The organism is Halorubrum sp. Atlit-28R (genome assembly GCF_003665955.1).
Lineage (GTDB): Archaea > Halobacteriota > Halobacteria > Halobacteriales > Haloferacaceae > Halorubrum > Halorubrum tropicale.
Genome location: NZ_QPLS01000001.1, coordinates 484,879 through 502,733 on the forward strand (window position 1 = coordinate 484,879; position 17,855 = coordinate 502,733).

Sequence of the window (17,855 nt, forward strand, 5' to 3'; positions counted from 1 at the left end):
CGGGTCGGTCAGTCCTTCCGCTTGACGACGTCGCCGAGCGTCATCGTGCCCGCGTCGTCGGTCTCCCAGTCGGCGTCGTCGGCCGACTGGCCCTCGACCAGCGAGATGTCGAGCGCGCGTTCGAGCTTCCGCTGGACCTCGTCGGTCGGGAGCGTGTCGCCGCGCTCCAGCTTGCGGATGAGGCTCGCCTTCTCGTTGAGCTGGTCGGCCAGCTCCTCCTGGCTCAGCCCGCGCGACTCCCGCGCCTCGCGGATCCGCTCGTCGTAGTCGGTAGCGATCTCGTCCATGTCGTCGAACATGTCGCGGCGGCGGGTCGAGCTCCCCGAGGAGCCACCGGAGCCGGAGGAGCCGGACGACGAGGACGACTTCCCGGTGCTGGAGCTGGTGGAGTACTTGCCGCCGCCGGAGCTCGTCGACTCATCGCGGACCTCGGTGCCGAAGTCCGTACACGAGCTACAGAGCTCCAGTTCGGCGCCTTCGACCTTCGTCGTCGTCAGCGAGGCCTCCTCGGCGCCGCACATCTCACACTGGGGCATACGCGACGCTAACGCTCCCGGTGGTATAAAGGGTGTGCCGCGGCGTCGCGGCGAGTGTCCGCGGCGGGTCGCCCGCCGCCGACGGCGCAGCCGCAATCGTGCCGCGGCCGGTACCGACTTGTCGCCGGGGGCGGCAGAGTGGGTATGGACGTCCACATCACGCGCTCGACCCTCCGGGGGACCGCCCGCGCGCCGCCGTCGAAGAGCTACACGCACCGCGCGCTCCTCGCCGCGGGGTACAGCGACGGCGCGACCGTCGAGTCGCCGCTCGTCTCCGCCGACACGCGGGCCACCGCCCGCGCGGTCACCGCGTTCGGCGGGGCGGTCGAGCCCGCGGGGGCCGACGGCGGGGCCGAGGTCGAGCCGGACCTCACCGACGCCGACGCGCTCGCCGTCGAGGGGTTCGGCGGCCGCCCCGCCGTCCCGGACGACGTGATCGACTGCGCGAACTCGGGGACGACGATGCGGCTCGTCACCGCCGCGGCCGCCCTCGCCGAGGGCACGACCGTTCTCACCGGCGACGGGTCGCTGCGCTCGCGGCCCCAGGGACCGCTCCTCGACGCGCTCGGCGACCTCGGCGTCCGCGCGGAGTCGACCCGGTCGAACGGGCAGGCCCCGCTCGTGGTCGCCGGCCCGCTCGCGGGCGGCGAGGTCGCGATCCCCGGCGACGTCTCCTCGCAGTACGTCACCGCGCTGCTGATGGCCGGCGCGGTCACCGACGAGGGGATTGAGGTCGAGCTCACGACCGAGCTCAAGTCGGCGCCGTACGTCGACATCACGCTCGAACTGCTCGGCGACTTCGGCGTCGAGGCGACCCCCGTCGACGCCGGCGGCGACCCGCTCGACGGCGCCGCGGGCGCGGCCGGCTTCTCGGTCCCCGGCGGCCAGACGTACGCGCCGAGCGGCGGGACGTACGCGGTGCCCGGCGACTTCTCGTCGATCTCGTACCTGCTCGGCGCGGGCGCGGTCGCGGCCGACCCCGGCGGGGCGGTCCGGATCGAGGGCGCGCGACCGAGCGCGCAGGGCGACGCCGCGATCGTCGACGTCGTCGAAGAGATGGGGGCGCCGGTCGACTGGGACCGCGAGGCCGGCGAGATCGCGGTCGAGCGCGCCGACCTCGCCGGCGTCGCCGTCGACGTGGGCGACACGCCCGACCTCCTCCCGACGATCGCCGCGCTCGGCGCGGTCGCGGACGGCGACACCCGGATCGAGAACTGCGAGCACGTCCGCTACAAGGAGACGGACCGCGTCTCGGCGATGGCCGAGGAGCTCGAAAAGATGGGCGCGGAGACGACCGAGGAACCGGACGTGCTCACCGTCCACGGCTCCGAGAGCGACCTCCGGGGCGCGGCGGTCGACGGCCGCGGCGACCACCGGATCGTCATGGCGCTGTCCGTCGCCGCGCTCGCGGCCGAGGGGACGACGACGGTCCGCGGCGCCGAACACGTCGACGTCTCCTTCCCCGGCTTCTTCGACGCGATGGCCGACCTCGGGACGGACGTCGAGCGCGACGGCGCGGTCGAGTAGCCGCAGTCGTCCCGCGCGACGCCGATTCGTCCGTCAGCGCGCTTCGAACGCCCGAACCAGCGTGTAGACGAGGTAAACGAGCACGAGCGGGACGGCGAGGGTTGCGAGTATCAGCACCTCCATCGGCAGGGCTTGGAGGACGAGCATACCGCGTGTCGGTGAAGTCGAGGTAACTGTCTTGCGGGCGCTCCACCGCGGACCCCGAATCGAACGCGAACCGCCTCCGACCGGTGGGGGCGGCGACGGGGACTCGGCGAGGGCGTTTCGGGTGGTTCGGCGGGTCCGACGGAACTATTGTCGGACGATAAGAGGGAGGAGCCGTGAACGTACGCGAACCGGAGAGCGCGGCGGAGGTTCGTGCGGGGAGGGAACTGACGGTCCGGGCGTGGGCGGAGGGCTACGATGACCTCCTCTCGCCGGACGCGCTGTCGACGATAGAGGAGGTGATGCTCGACCAGGGTTTCGAGCGGGAACACGCGGAGTTCACGGGATCGGCGGCCGACAACCGCGCGTTCGTCGCGGTGGCCGACGACGGATCCGAGGATTCGACGACCGTCGTCGGCTGGGCGACCCTGGTGTGGGACGACGAGTGGACCAACGAGTTCGTCGGGGACGACGAGGCTGAGCTGCGCGCCTGTTACGTCGACCCCGAGTACCAGGGCACCGGTGTCGGGGGCGCGCTGGTCGAGGCGGTCCTGTCGCGCGTTCCGGCGGGGTACGACCGCCTCGTCTTGGAGGCGTTCGAAGCCCACGACGAGAGCCGCGCGTTCTACGAGGGGCAGGGATTCGAGCCGCGCGCGACGGGCGAGATCGTCGTGGTCGGCGAGGCGAACCCGTCGGTCGTCTACGAGCGGGAGTGCTGAGTGCGGCGTCGTCCGCCGTGGGCCGAGCCGACCGGATCTCTCGCGGCGACCGCGTCGACGTCTCCGCCGGACCGACGGGTACAGGTATCCGCCGGAACGACACGCGTGTATGGACGACATCGACGTCGAACCCGTCGACCGGGTCGACGAGCCCGAAGGCGAGGAGCCCGACGAGGCCGCCGTCGAGCCGGCGGACGCGGACGAGGCGCTGCCCGTCGACGATGACCTCGCCGACCTCCCGGCGGGCGTCGACGCGCCCGATTACGTGCTGTACGGCGGGAAAGGCGGCGTGGGGAAGACGACGATGGCGGCCGCGACGGGGCTCGCCTCGGCCGCGGGCGGCGTCCGGACGCTCGTCGTCTCCACCGACCCCGCGCACTCGCTGTCGGACACCTACGAGACGGAGATCCCGGCCGAACCCGCGCGCATCCGCGAGGACCTGCCGCTGTACGCCGCCGAGATCGACCCCGACGCCGCGATGGAGGAGGGGATGTTCGGCGCCGACGCCGACCCGCTCGGCGGGCTCGGCGAGATGGGCGACGCGATGGGCGGGATGGGCCCCGGCGGCGACATGGGCGACGAAGTCGGCGAAGACGAGGGGCTCGGCGGCCTCCTCGGCGGGACGATGCCGGGCGCCGACGAGGCCGCGGCGATGCGCCAGCTGCTGGAGTACCTCGACGACCCGCGCTTCGACCGCGTCGTCGTCGACACCGCCCCGACCGGCCACACGCTCCGGCTGCTCCAACTGCCCGAGATCATGGACTCGATGCTGGGGCGCGTGATGAAGCTCCGCCAGCGCTTCTCCGGGATGATGGACGGACTCAAAGGAATGTTCGGCGGGAGCGACGACGAGCCCGACCCGTCGGCCGACCTCGACGAGCTCCGCGAGCGCATCGAGCGCCTGCGGGCCGTCCTCCGCGACCCGGCGAAGACCGACTTCCGCGTCGTGATGATCCCCGAGGAGATGAGCGTCGTCGAGTCCGAGCGGCTGGTCGCGCGCCTCGACGAGTTCGAGATTCCGGTGGACACGCTCGTCGTTAACCGGGTGATGGAGGGCGTCGACGACGTGACCGGGGGGAGCGGCGCCGGCGTCGACCCCGACTGGGTGGTCGAGCCGAACCCGGAGACCTGCGAGTTCTGCGCGCGCCGCTGGGAGGTCCAGCAGAACGCGCTCCGCGAGGCCACCGACCTGTTCCGCGGCCGCGAGGTGAAGCGCGTGCCCCTGCTCGCGAACGAGGTGCGCGGCGAGGCCGCGCTGCGGGTCGTTGCCGCCTGCCTGAACTGACCGCCGCGGCCGGCCCGGCGTCGGGTCGGCGTTACTCGGCCGCGCTCCCGAGGACCCGGTCCCGGACTAACTCGGCGACCCCGGTGAGGTGCGCCTGTCCGAACAGGCCCACCAGCACCGCGCCGATGGTGTTGTAGGTGAGGTCTTTGACCGTGTCTTCGAGCCCGTGCTGCGCGAGCGGCATGTCGATGCCCGTCTCCGTCGCGACGATGTCGAGCCCGAACTCGAACAGCTCCCAGAGCACGCCGAACGCGAGCACGACGACGACGATGAAGACGAACGCGAACCGCGGCGGGATGCGGATGCCGTCGCTGTGGAGGTCGACCGCCCGGAGCGTCGTGTACCCGACCGCGGCGACCAGCGAGGCCGACAGCGCGTGGGTCATGTGGTCCCACCACTCGACCCGGGCGTAGAACCCGGCGGACCCGACGGTGTGGAGGAACACCGCCATCGTGATCCACAGGGCGAGCCACGGGTCCAAGGGGAGGTCGTACCGGCGTTCCAGCGCCGCCGGGACCAGCGTGACGAGGAAGGCGATGATCCCGTTGCTTATCGCCTTCTGCTCGCCGGCGAGGAAGCCGTAAGCCACGATGGCGATCAGGAGGACCTGCATCGCGCCGGTGAGGCGCCGCTGCGACCGGATGGAGGGGCGCGGGAGCAGCCTCATCGCCGCACCACCCGCCGGATGGCGCGGCGGAGGCGGCGCCCGCGTCCGCGGAAGTAGCCGTCGAAGAGGAGCCCCGCCGCGAGCCCCGCCAGCGTGACGTACAGCCACTCGATCATCAGCGCGTCGTTCGTCGTGAGGTACGTCGTCCCGCCGCGCTGGTCGAGGTTCCAGCGCAGTACCGTCCACACCGCCGCCGTCGCCAGCGTCGCCATCACGACGAAGACGACCGCGAACCAGTGGGTCACCCGCAGCGACGTGAACATGTGGAGGTCCACGGTGACCACGAGCGCCAGCGCCGCGATGGCGACGTAGGTGGCGAACGTCCCCAACTCGCCGCCGAACACCGCGCGCACGAGGACCGGCAGCAGCGCGAGGCCGACCAGCTCCGCGGGGAGCATCGCCCGCCAGTCCCGCGCCGCGACCGTCGGCGCGAGGACGACCGCCCCGAGGCCGACGACGATGACCGCCGAGAGGAGGTCGTAGTCGAGCGCGCTCTCGACGAGCACCCCCGTCAGGACCGCGATCATCGTCCACGCCGCGAGCGCGTTGAACCGCCCGTCGCGGACCAGCCGCGCCAGCCGGTCCTCGACGGTCTCCGGCTCCCCGGCGTCCCGCTCGGGGCCGTCACCGCCCCGAGGGCGTCGGTCTCCGTCCATACCCGGTAGGGAGACCGGCGAGAGTTATAACCTGTTGCTCCGGACCGGGCGGCGATTCCGGATCGAGGCCCGACGGGCCGGTCGCACGGCGAACGGACGGCCTTTTACCGCACACGACCGTCCGATCGGTATGAACTGCCGGCGGTGCGGGACCCCGTTGGAGAAGCCCGGGGACTACTGTCTGACCTGTAACACCGCCAACGCCGACGCCGTCGTCGCCGAGTTCGGGCCCGACCGCGCGCACCTGACGCTGCTCGACGAGGACGACGTCGTGGGCGAGACGACCGTCACCACACGGCCGGAGGACCGGGAGCGGCTGAGCGAGGTCCAACTGCGGAACTTCGCGGGCCGCGTCGCCGACGAGATCCGTCGGAAGCGCCCCGAGACCGTCTACGCAGCCGGGGAGCGCGAGCCGCTCCGCGAGACCCGCGCGCAGCTCCACCACGAGTTCTACCGCGTGCCGGACGGCGGCGCGAGCGACGACGCCGGAGCCGCGGGCGACCCCTCGGACGACGACCGCGAGCCGGACGTGAGCCCGGTCGTCCGCTGGGTGCTCGACCGCCGGGGCGACCGGTCGCTGGCGGTGGTCGAGACGCCGCCGCGGGAGAAGATCGGCGGCTCGCACTCGACGCTCATCGGCGGCCGCAAGGGGCGGAAGGCCGTCCAGACCGTCGCGGAGCACCCGCACGTCAAGAAGATCGTTCCCGGCCCCATCGACGCCGGCGGGACGGGGTCGCGGACCGGGCTCCGCGCGAAGGCGACGCGCGCGGGGACGAACGGCAACGTCCGGCTCCTCTTGCGCGACGGCTCCAGCGTCCAGGAGAACCGGATCGTCACCACGGCGATGGACCGCGAGACCGGCGAGCGGGTCCGCGAGGACCTCAACGAGGCGCTCCGCGACGCCGAACTCCAGGACGCGTAGGCGCGGGGTCGCCGCCGGCCGGGGTTGGTCGTCCGCGGTGCGCACCGACGTTCGGATCCGTCCGTCGATGTCCCGATCCCGGGCGTGACGGCCGGTGCCGTCCGCTGCTGTCCGCCCCTTCTTCGCGGGCTTTTTCACGAAATCGGCCGTTTCGAGCGACGTGAGTACCCTCGTCACGCTCGGTGCGGGCGTCGTCTTCGGCCTGGCGCTCGCGGCGCCGCCCGGACCGATGAACGCGGTGATCGCCGAGGAGTCAGTCCTCCGCGGCCGCCTCGCCGGCTTCCGGGCCGGGCTCGGCGCGGCGACCGCCGACGCGATCTTCTTCGTCCTCGCGTACGTCGGCGTCGTCGCGGTCGTCGAGTCGCTTCCGCTGTTACAGGGCCTGATGGTCGCGGTCGGCGGCGTGCTGATGCTGTACTTCGCCGCCGGCGCCGCCCGCGGGGCGCGGGAGTCGTTCCGGCCGACCGCCGGCGAGGAGCCGATGGTCGCGGAGGGGAAGGGGTTCCGCAAGGCGCTGGTGCTCGCCCTGACGAACCCGTACCAGGTGCTGTTCTGGCTGACGATCGGCGTCGGGCTGCTCCGGCCCGGCGAGCTCGACGTGCTCGCGCGGCTCCCCGTGGTCGGGAGCGACCTGGCGGGGACGCTCGTGGTCGCGACCGGCTCGCCGGCGCTCATCGGCGGGTTCTTCCTCGGCGTGCTGACCTGGATCGTCGGCTTCCCGACCGGGCTCGTCGCCGCCGAGCGCCGGATCGAGACGTTCGCGCCGATCGTCGCGGTGCTGTCCGCGGTCGTGCTCGCCGGGTTCGGCGTGTACTTCCTCTACGACGCGGCGACGACGCTGGCCGCCCTCGGCGCGTAGCGGGCGACCGCCCCCGACCGCTCGCGCCCGCCGCCCGGCCGCGTCCGCGCGGCCCGCGACGCGCATGGACAACGGCTTTGACCCGTCGGCGCGACCGCCCGATATGTTCGAGAAGACGACGTGGATCAAGCTCCCGCGGAACGTCCTCGTGGGACACGACGTCATCGACGACCTCGGCGAGGCGGTCGGCGAGCTCTACCTGACGGGGCGGCCGCTGATCGTGACGAGCCCGACGCCGAACGAGATCGCCGGCGACCGCGTCCGGGCACAGTTCGACGACCCCGCGACCGCCGTCGTCGAGGACGCCTCCTTCGACGCGGTCGAGGAGCTGAAGGCGACCGCCGAGGCGGTCGACCCCGGCTACCTGATCGCACTCGGCGGCGGGAAGCCGATCGACATCGCGAAGATGGCCGCCGACCACCTCGACGTCGGCTTCGTCTCCGTCCCGACCGTCGCCTCCCACGACGGCATCGTCTCCGGACGCTCATCGATCCCCGAGGGCGACACGCGCCACTCGGTCGCCGCCGACCCGCCGCTCGCCGTCGTCGCGGACACGACGCTGCTCGCGGAGGCGCCCTGGCGGCTCACGACCGCGGGCTGTGCCGACATCATCTCCAACTACACCGCCGTGAAGGACTGGCGGCTCGCCCGCCGCCTCCGCAACGTCGAGTACAGCGAGTACGCGGGGGCGCTCTCGGAGATGACCGCGGAGCTGCTCGTCGAGAACGCCGACATGATCCGTCCGGGGTTAGAGGAGTCGGCGTGGGTGGTCGTGAAGGCGCTCGTCTCGTCCGGCGTCGCGATGTCCATCGCGGGCTCCTCGCGGCCCGCCTCCGGCGCGGAGCACCTCATCTCCCACCAACTCGACCGCATCGCGCCCGGCAAGGCGCTCCACGGCCACCAGGTCGGCGTCGCCTCGATCATGACGGAGTACCTCCACAGCGGCGAGAACGGGCGGTGGGCGGCGATCCGCGACGCGCTCGCCGAGCTCGACGCCCCGACGACCGCCGACGAGCTGGGGATCGACGACGCCGAACTGATCGCCGCCCTGACGAGCGCCCACGAGATCCGCGACCGCTACACCATCCTCCAGGGCGGGATCAACGAGGAGGCCGCCGTCGAGGTGGCGACCGCGACGGGCGTCATCGACCGGTGACCCCGGATCGTCGTCGGGACCGCCCCCGGCTGCGGCGCCCGACCTCGAAAGCGAAATAACCGTGCCGCGACAACTGGTCGTATGGCTACCGCCAGCGTCCGCGACCGGGCCAAAGACCGGGCCCGCGCGATCACCGTACTCCTCACGCTCGTCGGCTACGGCGCGGTCGGCGGCGTCTTCCTCGTCCCCGAGTTCCAGGCGCTGTTCCCGACGCTCACGAAGGGCACCGTCGACCTCCTCGCGCACGCCATCGCCGTCGTCAACACGATGGCCGTGATCAGCCTCTCGCTCGGGTGGTACTGGATCCGCAACGACGAGGTGAAGAAACACGCCGCGGCGATGACGACCTCGTTCGTCCTCATCCTCGTGTTCCTCGGCATGTACCTCCCGAAGGTCGCCGGCGGCGGCACCAAGGAGTTCGTCCTGGAGTCGTCGTACGCGTGGGTACCCCTCTGGGACTGGGTGTACCCGGCGTACCTGGTCATGCTCGCGGTCCACATCGTCCTCTCGGTGGTCTCCGTACCCGTCGTCCTGTACGCCATCGTGCTCGGGCTCACGCACACGGAACAGGAGCTCCGCACGGAGACGCCGCACCGCCGGGTCGGCCGCATCGCCGCGAGCGCGTGGATCCTCTCGCTCGTGCTCGGGGTCGTCACATACCTCCTGTTGAATCACCTGTACGGGTCGACGTTCGAGGCCGCGGAGGCCGCGGCGGTGCTCCTCCCGGCGCTCCCCGTCTGAGCCGACGGCGACCCCGTCGAATCCGGTCCCGGCCGCCTCCGCCGCCACCGAAACGCTTGAGCGGCGCCCGCGACACCGCTACCCATGACCGACTGGATCGGCGAGACGTTCACGAGCGACGCGGGCTGGAACCACCTCACCGACCTCGTCGACGTCGGCGACCGGATGGCCGGGTCCCCGGGCGAGCGCGAGGCGCTCGAGCTGACCCGCGACGCGTTCGCCGACGCCGGCGCACGAAACGCCGCGGTCGAGGAGTTCGAGATCCAGGGCTGGGAGCGCGGCGACAGCGCGGTCCGGGACGCCGCGAGCGGCGACCCGGTCGCGGTCGGCCCGAACGCCTGTATCGCGCTGCCCCGGAGTCCGAGCGGCGAGGCGACCGGCGAGTTCGTCGACCTCGGCCACGGCGTCCCCGAGGACTTCGAGGCCGACCTGGAGGGGAAAGTCGTCATGGCGTCGTCGGACACCCCCGACTCCGTCGACCGCTTCATTCACCGCCGCGAGAAGTACTACCGCGCGGTCGACGCGGGCGCCGCCGCCTTCGTCTTCGCCAACCACGTCGAGGGGACGCTCCCGCCGACCGGCAGCGTCGGGACCGCGGACGCGCCGATCGGGGCGGTCCCGGCGGTCGGCGTCTCGAAGGAGACCGGCGCCCGCCTCGCGCGCCGGAACGAGGGCGACGAGCTCACCGTCGCGGTCGACTGCGGGACCCCGACCGCGACGAGCGGGAACGCCGTCGCCGAGCTCGGCCCCGACACCGACGAGCACCTGATCGTCTCCTCGCACGTCGACGCGCACGACCTCGCGGAGGGCGCCATGGACAACGGCGCGGGCACGGCGACGATAGTCGAGGTCGCGCGGGCGCTGGCGGCACGCGAGGACGAACTCGGCGTGCGGGTGCGGTTCGCCGCGTTCGGCGCAGAGGAGGTCGGGCTCGTCGGCTCGTCGGTGGCCGCCGAGGCGGCGGACCGAGAGGCGGTCCGCGCCGTCGTCAACGTCGACAGCAACGTGTTCGGGCGGACGCTCCGCGTCGACCACCACGACTTCGACGCGCTGGCGGCCGCCGCCGAGCGCGTGAGTGACCGCTTCGATCACCCGGTGTCGACGGGCGGAGAGCTGGTCCCCCACAGCGACCACTGGCCGTTCGTGAAACGGGGGATCCCGGGGTACATGATCTCGGGCGAGACCGAGGGCCGCGGCCGCGGCTGGGGGCACACCCACGCGGACACGCTCGACAAACTGGAGTCGCGGAACCTCCGGGAGCAGGCGATCCTGCTGACCGAACTGGTCGTCGACCTCGCCGAGGCGAGCGCGTCGATCCCGCGTCGGGACACCGACGAGATCGCGGCGGCGCTCGAGGCTGAGGGCAAGGCGACCGGGATGAAGCTCACCGGCGACTGGACGTTTTGAGGAAGGAAACGTCGGGACAGGGCGATCGAGCAGGACGCCGGAAACCCGCCGCCTTCTCGGTCCTAACTAACAGCAACTTGGTTTGTCTGGAAGTGTTGATTAAGAACTGACGGAAATGTAGACGATGTGCTCGGAGACCGGGAACAACTACCGAGAGAGACTACGCGGCCGTTAGGCCGGTACAGCAAGAACAGTCGCCGAATAGGCGGTGACCGAATCGTTCGGGTCTTCAGCAGTTACGACAAGCGTGGTCTCACCGCCAGGATCAACGGTTTTTGTTTCGGTTTGTGTCACGACCGCGTTCTCGTCATTGCTGACCTCCCAGATGACCTCGGCATCCGTGTCAGCGGTCCTCTCTGAGTTGTTGCTGACGGTGATCGCCAGTTCGTATCCAGTATCAGTGGCAGAAAGATCGGTTGACGCGGACACGCTCACCATCGGCCCCTCGACAACCATCTCACTGTCAAGACTGGGACCGGACCCGCCGTCAAGACACCCGGCGGTCGCGAGGATCGTTCCGCTAGTTACCAGCGTGGCGATTGATCTCAGTGCGCCGCGACGCGTACTGGCGTTTTCTTCCACTACCCCAAATATCTGGACGAACGCATATAAATCGCTGTGAGGAGGAGGGAGAGTGGAGAGGGGTAGATGGAGCGTGACGAAAGGATCGGGCGAGGGGGGAGATATGGGAAGCGTCGGAGCGGTGGAAAAGGGGAGCGAGAACGTCACGCGCCGAGCGCAAATTCGCTCAATCCGGAGCGCGCCCGTCAGGCGACGACGAACTGGTTCCAGATCCCCTCGACGAGGAAGAACAGCGCGTAGTACGACGACCAGATCAGCACGACGAGCGAGGCGGCGATCGAGCTCTTCGGCGCCTCGATCTCCATGTCGTTGCGGGCCTCGACGTTCCGGGCCTCCAGCTCGAAGAGGTCGGCGATGAACATCGCGAGCACGAGCACGATCAGGATCGTCCCCCGAACGGGCGCGGTGAGGATGTACAGGAACGTCAGGAGGACGAGCCCGACGTTCGTGAAGACGTGGGGCGTGTACGCCTCCACGCTGTCGGCGTCCTGACCCTGTTCGACGTGCCGCCTGTGCGCGAGGTGCCGGGTCGCGAGGTTCGCGACTGTCATCACGAATATCGCGTACGGCAGCGCCGGCCCGACGGCCGACAGCCAGCCGAGGGGTACGAGGAACTGCAGTGGGTCCATATCCACCATTTCCGTTCACGACGTATTAGAGTGTTTCCGATCGGCGCGCCGCCCGCGGGGCGGGTGTCGCCGCCGCGGACGCGGGACGGGCCACCGCTCACTCCGCCGTCGGCGCGAGGAGATCGACCCGCGCCGCGACCTCGACAGCCACCGCGCGGTGCGGCTCGACGGTCCCGCGCCGCGTCCCGTCGACGACCAGCGCGACCGGCTCCTCCTCGCGCTCGACCGTGACCCTGACGCCGCCGCTCACGACCCAGGTGTCGGGTCGCGTGGTGAACGGCGAGACCGGGACGACCGCGAGGCCGCCGCCCGGCGACACCACCGGCCCGCCGGCCGCCGCCGCGTACCCGTCGCTGCCGAACGGCGTCGCGACCACGGCGCCGTCCGCGCGCACCGACGCCGACTCCCCGTCGTCGAGCGCGATCTCGAACTCGGAGATCCGGGCCGGCGCTGCCGTGACGAACGCGACGTCCGCGACCGCGACCCGTCGCTCGCCGTCGCCGGCGTCGACCGCCAAGAGCGGGTGCCCGACGCGGGAGAACCCCTCGACCGCGTCCGAAGCGTCGTCGAGCCCGTCGACCGCGGCCGCGACCCGCTCGGTCGCACGGTCGAGGTCGACCGCGTGACGGCCGCCGCCGACCGGGAGGATCGGCGCCGGCCGCGCGTCGCTCGCCGCCGCGCGCATCGCCTCCCGAAGCGCGGCGTCCCCGACCGCGACGACCGCGTCCGCCGCTGGGCGGTCGACGAGGCGGGCGCCCGCGGCGGTCGCCGCCGATCGGATCGCCGCCGCCGGGTCGCCGTCGCCGAGAACCGCGAGGCCGCGCGTCGGCTCACTCATGCGCGAGGCTGGGGCGAGCGGCGGTGAAAAGCTCTCGGTTCGTCGGCGGGCGCCGTCGCGTCGCTCGCGGGGGAGGGAAACGAGGGGAGAAACGGAGACGAGCGGTGTCCGGTTCAGTTCGCGGCCGCGTCGTCCTCGCCGTCGTTGAGGGCGTCGCGGAGCTGGCGGCTGGCGGGAATGAGGACCCAAAACGTCAGCGCGCCGAGGATCATGAGCCAGAACAGCACGTCGCCGGCGAGCAGGCCGATCTCGCCGTACGCCGTGTTCACGCCCTCTGCCGGGTTCACGAGCTGCGAGATCTGGTAGTACGACGGCGTCCGGTACCAGCCGCCGAAGGTGATCCACCCGAGACCGCCGATCGTGAACAGGGCGAAGCCCTTCATGAACTCGTCTGCCATTATCTCACGTTTCGCTGGAGTCGTCTTGAGACTTTCCCATCCCTTGTCCGCGGAACCGGGTCCCGAGCACGTACACGGCGGTCCCGAGGACGATGAAGCCCACGCCGGTGATGGCCATGATCGCGACGAGCACGTCCTCCGGCGGGAGGATCCCGGCGTTGTCGAGCAGGTAGACGATGGTCGTCCGGACGAAGCTGATCTGGAGCGTCGCGGCGTCGATGAGCGTGAACCCGATGAAGTACGTGACGACCGCGGCGAGCGTCGAGAAGACGGTGACGGCCTTGTACAGCCGGAACGGGACGACGACCTCTCGGCCGCTCGGTCCGTCCCGCGGGCCGGTCGGCTCGTTGCGCGGGTCGGCGTCGTCGTCGGCCGCGATCGGGTCGCCGGTCTCGTCGAACGCCTGCGAGGCGTCGCCGTCTGTTGAGGATGACATGTGTGACACGGGAAGGGGAACGGTGACCGCGACCGCGCGTCGGTCACGGAGTCGCGGCGGGCGGGTCTCGGTCGCTTACTTCGGCGGGCGCAGCATGTAGTACCGGCGGTTGAGGTCGTACATGTACCCCTCGCGCATCGTCTTCAGCACCGCGTAGGTGATAACGCCGCCCGCTATCGGCAACATGAACACGAGCGAGAACAGCAGCTCGAGCGGGACCGAGAAGAAGTTCTGGATGGCCAGCACCGCGAGCGTGAACGCCAGGATGACCCCGGTCACGCCGAGCGCGGCCCAACCGGGCTCCTCGACGGGGCGGCGCGCGTTCCCCTTGTTGAGGAAGGGGACGAGCGTGATGACGCCGAAGATGGCGCCGTGGGCCACGAGCCCGTACAGCTCGTTGGACATGATGATGTTCCCGCCCAGCACGGCGAGCTCGGGGTTGATCGGGCTGAGCTTCAGCAGGCCGAACGACCAGTAGAGGTACCAGTCGGGCAGGATGATCGCCGGCGTCGACCCGGGGTTCGCCGGGTCCCCGAAGTGCGAGGGGAGGATCGAGGCCACGAGCAGGATGATCCCGAGGAAGAACGAGGTGATAGCGAGGTTACGGATCGTCTCGTGGGGCCACGTCGGGAAGCCGAGCACGTCGCGCTCGACGTACGTCGACTCCGTGCGCAGGTCCTCGTCCTCGCGCCGGGAGCGCTCGAAGTACTGGTAGGTGAGCTGGGCGAGCCCCTGGCTGCGCTCCTTCCGCTCGGACCAGGTCGGCGTCTCGTCGTCCGGCGGGACCGTCGCCGGCGGCCCGCCGTCGGTCCGCGCCTCGTCGTCGGTGCCTCCGTCCGTCATTGGGGTGGTGTCGTCGGTCATTGGATTAGTGCGGCTCCGCGATGCCCTGCACCCAGACGATGCCGACGTGGATCGCGATGAGCGCGGTGACCACGAACGGCAGCACGAACACGTGCAGGATGTACATTCTCACGAGCGTCGCCTGTCCGAGGGTGAACCCGCCGAACAGCAGCTGGGCCGCCCACTCGCCCACGATGGGGGTCGCGAGCGCCAGTTCGACGCCGATCTGCGCCGCCCAGAAGGACAGCTGCTTCCACGGGAGGACGTACCCGGAGAACCCGAACAGCAGCGTCAGGGCGATGAGCACGACGCCGAGGATCCAGTTGACCTCGCGCGGCTCCTTGTACGCGCCGGTGAAGTAGACGCGCAGCATGTGGAGGAACACCGCCGCCACCATGAACTGCGCCGCCCAGCGGTGGATCGACCGGAGCATGAAGCCGAACTGGACGTCCTGCATGATCATCACCATCGAGTCGTACGCGGCGGTCGGGTCGCCCTGCGCCGCCGCCCCCGCGGTCGACGGCGCGTAGTAGAACCCGAGCATGGCGCCGGACACCGCCGCGAGCAGGTACGCGATGATGGAGAGGGACCCGAGCGAGTACAGCGGGTACCAGTACCAGAACTTGTTGTCGAGGTCGTACTGTTCGGTGTGGCTCTTCGGCATCTGGAGGTTCGCGCGGTAGTACATCGTCTCCAGCAGTTCGAGGTAGTCGACGATGCGGAGCCGCTTGTCCAGCCAGATGAGCGTCGTCAGGAACGCCGTCTCGATGGCGGTGAGGTCCTGGCTCTTGAGCCACGCGTTGTGGTCCATGTCGTCTTGTTTTTTCAGACTCATTGTCAGATCACTTCTTGTAGTACGGGTACACCGCGCGTTTCAGCGTCTCCGTCAGCCCGCCGGTGTCGATGCCCTTGCCGTCTTTGTCCTCTTCGCGGACGTACAGGTCCTCCCACTTGCGGCGGCGCTTCTTCACGATCATCACGTCCGGAAGGAACTCTTTCCGGTACAGGAGGAGGATGAACGCGAGATCAATAAAGATGAAGGCCAGGAGCGCGCCGACGTACATGTTCCCCGCCTCCGTCGACGCCCACGCGGACATCAGCCCGTAGGTGAAAAGCGAGACGAAGACGACCTCGATGACCGTGAGGAGGACGATCGCGATCGCGGCGGCGGTGCTCTCGCGGGCCGGCTCGTACCGGTGGATGTCCCCGTACGAGGAGTTTCCGGAGCTCATCTCGCACCCCCGTGGCCGGTGTGGGCCGACTCGCCGTACTTGAGCATGTAGAACGTGAACACGAACGTCATTCCGATTCCGAGTATCGCCGAGATGCCGACCCAGTGGGCGTGGAGGGGGACGCCGACCTTGGCGATGTCCTCGGGCCACCCGGTGTTCGCCCCGCCGGTCTCGACGGTGGCGACGTCCTCGCCGACTGCGATGCCGCCGTGCATGCCGACCGCGGTGTGGGGGACGCAGTGGTAGTGGGTGATGCCGGCGTCCTCGCTCGACGTCTCGTACTCGTAGGTGTACCCCTCCTCGCCGACGGGGTCTCCGCTGTCGAGGCTGGCCGGGCCGCCGTCCTCGACGGTCTGGACGTTGTGGTCGCCGCCCGCGCCCGTCCACTCCCAGGTGATCGTCGTCCCCTCGTCGACCCAGACGAGGGTCGGGTCGAACGCGAGGCCGTTGCTCCCGGCGCCGACCGAGATGGTCACCGAGTCCTGGCCGCGGGCGTCGGTGTACGACCCGACGTTTCCGCTGGCCGCCCCGCTGGGCCAATCGGGCTGTACCTCCTGTGCAGCCGCCGTTCCGGTCGCCCCGGCGGAGGCCGCGACGGCGGCGGTCGCGCCGCCGGCCGTCCGCACGAAGTCCCGCCTTTTCATACGGTTTCACTCAGGACGGGCACCGCTTAAACCCTCCGACTGAAACCGCCGACGTGGAGGAGGTTGGAGGGGCTGAGACCGTCGAAATCGGCGTAATTACTCGTCTCGGTCGCGGTCGGTCGCGGCGGCGTCGCCGTCGGTCACGACGCCGTCCTCGACGGGCACGAATTCGGGCCGCTCCTTCGCCTCGCGGAGCGCCCGGAGCCGCTCCCGGTACTCCTCCGAACGGAACCGGTCGGAGAGCCGCGCGTTCGCCACCATCGCGAACAGGAACACGCCCACCAGCAGGAAGACGATCCCCATCACCGGAGCGACGATGGTCCCGAGGTCGGCCACGGCGCTCGCGACGAGGAGCGCGGCGCCGGCGAGCACTTGGATCGCGGCGACGGCCTGTACCACGAGGTTCCCGAACTCGCCGGAGCCCTCGGGGACGCTGTCCGGGTGCGGGAGCGACCAGTCCTCCGGCGGCTCGGGCACCTCGTACGAGTCCATCGCCGCGAGCGCGACGACCGGCTCGATGTCCCGGAGCACCGTCCCCTCGCCGCGGACCTCGCCCGTGGGGCGGATGATCGCGTATCCCTCGTCGGAGTAGACGAGGATGCGTTCCTCGCCGTCCTCGCGGACGCGCTCCAAGACGCCGAACACGTCCCGGGTCGCGATCCGGGACTTCAGCTCGGCGTCGACGCGGTCTAAGAGCCGGTCGCCGGTGATCCACGTGTCGGGGTCGAACGCGGCGTCCCACTCCTCCGCGCTCATCCGGGCCATGTCGGACGGGCCGAAGTCGTCGAAGTCGTACTCCGACTCGACCCGCTCGCGGAGGGCCTCGATATCGGTCTCGTCGTCCCGAGTCTCCTCGTCGGCCGCCGAGCGCCCTCCGTCCTCGCCCGTCGGCCCGGGGTCGTCCGGGCCGTCGGGGGCCGGATCGACCGGCTCCTCCGGCGGCGACTCCGACTCCGACCGCGTCGAGGTGTCCTCCATCACCCCGACGGTACGTGCTCCTGACGCTAACTGTTTTCGTCCGCGCCCGGCCGCCGGGGCGTCGCGAGTCGGCGACCGCGTCGCCGGACGCGGATCGCGGGGCTTTACGCGCCGGAGCACGTACCCGTCGACATGGTCGACGAGTCGGTCATCGCGGCGCTCGCCGGGGTGTCCGTGACGACGAGCCTCCCGTTCCTCCTGTACGGTGCCTGGATCATGATCGACGCGGAAACGGTGTCGTGGAACGTGCTGATGCGGCACCTCCGGTACATCCTCGTCGGGCTGGTGCTCACGACGGTCCCCATCGTCACCTGGATGATCCCGCGCGTCCTCGACCAGGTGAGCGGGATGGCGATCCTCCACGCGTTCTTCGGCGTTCAGGCGTACGCCCTGCTGGCGTTCGCGCTCACCGGCATCGTGCGGATCTTCCAGGCGAAGCGGAACGCGGACGCCTACGAGGACCCCAGCGTGGACATCGACGAGCTCCACGAGGACATGGGCCACTGGCGGAAACGCCTCAGGGCCGGCGTCGCGGGGTTCATGCTGCTGTGGCTGTGCGCGTGGGTGACCGGTCTCTACCGGCTGGTCACGCTCCACTTCGGGTCGGCGTTCTAGGCCCGGTCTCCCCGACCGACAGGTTCAATCCGGGTTTGGCC

General features: G+C 70.6%; 22 protein-coding genes. 9 read left to right on the top strand and 13 right to left on the bottom strand.

The features are described from left to right. Positions 1–8: 8 nt before the first annotated feature. Positions 9–536, bottom strand: coding sequence for a multiprotein bridging factor aMBF1 (locus DVK06_RS02550; protein ID WP_121561834.1), 528 nt, complete (start codon positions 534–536; stop codon positions 9–11). Between the two features lie 144 nt (positions 537–680). Here DVK06_RS02550 and aroA point away from each other — a divergent pair, with 144 nt between their 5' ends. The 3 genes from aroA to DVK06_RS02565 all read left to right on the top strand — a co-directional run bounded on the left by aroA (position 681) and on the right by DVK06_RS02565 (position 4,211). Further along, positions 681–2,063, top strand: coding sequence for a 3-phosphoshikimate 1-carboxyvinyltransferase (gene aroA, locus DVK06_RS02555; protein ID WP_121599164.1), 1,383 nt, complete (start codon positions 681–683; stop codon positions 2,061–2,063). Positions 2,064–2,383: 320 nt separating this feature from the next. Continuing rightward, complete coding sequence (locus DVK06_RS02560) at positions 2,384–2,926, top strand: GNAT family N-acetyltransferase (protein WP_121599165.1); 543 nt, start codon at positions 2,384–2,386, stop codon at positions 2,924–2,926. 109 nt (positions 2,927–3,035) lie between these two features. Beyond that, positions 3,036–4,211 (top strand): TRC40/GET3/ArsA family transport-energizing ATPase, encoded by a 1,176-nt coding sequence (locus DVK06_RS02565; RefSeq protein ID WP_121599166.1) that lies wholly within the window; start codon positions 3,036–3,038, stop codon positions 4,209–4,211. Positions 4,212–4,242: 31 nt separating this feature from the next. Here DVK06_RS02565 and DVK06_RS02570 read toward each other — a convergent pair whose 3' ends face one another. Both DVK06_RS02570 and DVK06_RS02575 read right to left on the bottom strand, forming a co-directional pair. Next, positions 4,243–4,878 carry a hypothetical protein gene (locus DVK06_RS02570; protein WP_121599167.1) on the bottom strand — a complete coding sequence of 212 codons (636 nt, stop codon included), beginning with the start codon at positions 4,876–4,878 and terminating at the stop codon, positions 4,243–4,245. Then, on the bottom strand, positions 4,875–5,534 hold the full coding sequence (locus DVK06_RS02575; protein WP_121599168.1) for a hypothetical protein: 660 nt from the start codon (positions 5,532–5,534) through the stop codon (positions 4,875–4,877). Before DVK06_RS02575 ends, DVK06_RS02570 begins: the two co-directional genes overlap by 4 nt. A gap of 130 nt (positions 5,535–5,664) precedes the next feature. Here DVK06_RS02575 and DVK06_RS02580 point away from each other — a divergent pair, with 130 nt between their 5' ends. The 5 genes from DVK06_RS02580 to DVK06_RS02600 all read left to right on the top strand — a co-directional run bounded on the left by DVK06_RS02580 (position 5,665) and on the right by DVK06_RS02600 (position 10,619). Next, a complete protein-coding gene (locus DVK06_RS02580) occupies positions 5,665–6,456 on the top strand; it encodes a DUF2103 domain-containing protein (protein ID WP_121599169.1) in 792 nt (263 codons plus the stop codon). 160 nt (positions 6,457–6,616) lie between these two features. Beyond that, positions 6,617–7,315 carry a LysE family translocator gene (locus DVK06_RS02585; RefSeq protein ID WP_053771615.1) on the top strand — a complete coding sequence of 233 codons (699 nt, stop codon included), beginning with the start codon at positions 6,617–6,619 and terminating at the stop codon, positions 7,313–7,315. A 103-nt stretch (positions 7,316–7,418) separates the two neighbouring features. Then, on the top strand, positions 7,419–8,471 hold the full coding sequence (locus tag DVK06_RS02590) for an NAD(P)-dependent glycerol-1-phosphate dehydrogenase (RefSeq protein WP_121599170.1): 1,053 nt from the start codon (positions 7,419–7,421) through the stop codon (positions 8,469–8,471). A gap of 81 nt (positions 8,472–8,552) precedes the next feature. Beyond that, positions 8,553–9,212 carry a DUF420 domain-containing protein gene (locus DVK06_RS02595; RefSeq protein ID WP_053771617.1) on the top strand — a complete coding sequence of 220 codons (660 nt, stop codon included), beginning with the start codon at positions 8,553–8,555 and terminating at the stop codon, positions 9,210–9,212. Between the two features lie 84 nt (positions 9,213–9,296). Further along, a complete protein-coding gene (locus tag DVK06_RS02600) occupies positions 9,297–10,619 on the top strand; it encodes a M28 family peptidase (RefSeq protein ID WP_053771618.1) in 1,323 nt (440 codons plus the stop codon). A gap of 171 nt (positions 10,620–10,790) precedes the next feature. On the opposite strand, the gene DVK06_RS02605 is transcribed toward DVK06_RS02600, so the two are convergent. From DVK06_RS02605 to DVK06_RS02650, 10 genes are all read right to left on the bottom strand, one after another. Further along, on the bottom strand, positions 10,791–11,201 hold the full coding sequence (locus DVK06_RS02605; RefSeq protein ID WP_121599171.1) for a hypothetical protein: 411 nt from the start codon (positions 11,199–11,201) through the stop codon (positions 10,791–10,793). Between the two features lie 185 nt (positions 11,202–11,386). Next, complete coding sequence (locus DVK06_RS02610; RefSeq protein WP_053771620.1) at positions 11,387–11,830, bottom strand: hypothetical protein; 444 nt, start codon at positions 11,828–11,830, stop codon at positions 11,387–11,389. A 97-nt stretch (positions 11,831–11,927) separates the two neighbouring features. Beyond that, positions 11,928–12,668 (bottom strand): NAD(+)/NADH kinase, encoded by a 741-nt coding sequence (locus DVK06_RS02615; protein WP_053771621.1) that lies wholly within the window; start codon positions 12,666–12,668, stop codon positions 11,928–11,930. Positions 12,669–12,781: 113 nt separating this feature from the next. Beyond that, positions 12,782–13,066: a hypothetical protein gene (locus DVK06_RS02620; RefSeq protein WP_053771622.1), complete on the bottom strand. Its 285-nt coding sequence runs from the start codon at positions 13,064–13,066 to the stop codon at positions 12,782–12,784. A 4-nt stretch (positions 13,067–13,070) separates the two neighbouring features. Then, positions 13,071–13,502 carry a hypothetical protein gene (locus tag DVK06_RS02625; protein ID WP_053771623.1) on the bottom strand — a complete coding sequence of 144 codons (432 nt, stop codon included), beginning with the start codon at positions 13,500–13,502 and terminating at the stop codon, positions 13,071–13,073. A 75-nt stretch (positions 13,503–13,577) separates the two neighbouring features. Next, complete coding sequence (locus tag DVK06_RS02630; protein WP_053771624.1) at positions 13,578–14,366, bottom strand: cytochrome b; 789 nt, start codon at positions 14,364–14,366, stop codon at positions 13,578–13,580. Positions 14,367–14,370: 4 nt separating this feature from the next. After that, positions 14,371–15,180, bottom strand: a complete 810-nt coding sequence (locus DVK06_RS02635; protein WP_053771625.1) for a cytochrome bc complex cytochrome b subunit — start codon at positions 15,178–15,180, stop codon at positions 14,371–14,373. A 7-nt stretch (positions 15,181–15,187) separates the two neighbouring features. After that, the gene (locus DVK06_RS02640) at positions 15,188–15,577 is read right to left on the bottom strand and encodes a hypothetical protein (RefSeq protein ID WP_053771626.1); all 390 of its coding nucleotides are present in this window, start codon (positions 15,575–15,577) and stop codon (positions 15,188–15,190) included. Continuing rightward, positions 15,574–16,221, bottom strand: coding sequence for a halocyanin domain-containing protein (locus tag DVK06_RS02645; protein WP_053771627.1), 648 nt, complete (start codon positions 16,219–16,221; stop codon positions 15,574–15,576). Before DVK06_RS02645 ends, DVK06_RS02640 begins: the two co-directional genes overlap by 4 nt. 96 nt (positions 16,222–16,317) lie before the next feature. Beyond that, positions 16,318–17,199 (bottom strand): hypothetical protein, encoded by an 882-nt coding sequence (locus DVK06_RS02650; RefSeq protein ID WP_053771628.1) that lies wholly within the window; start codon positions 17,197–17,199, stop codon positions 16,318–16,320. 132 nt (positions 17,200–17,331) lie between these two features. Here DVK06_RS02650 and DVK06_RS02655 point away from each other — a divergent pair, with 132 nt between their 5' ends. Continuing rightward, a complete protein-coding gene (locus DVK06_RS02655) occupies positions 17,332–17,814 on the top strand; it encodes a hypothetical protein (RefSeq protein ID WP_053771629.1) in 483 nt (160 codons plus the stop codon). Positions 17,815–17,855: the final 41 nt, after the last annotated feature.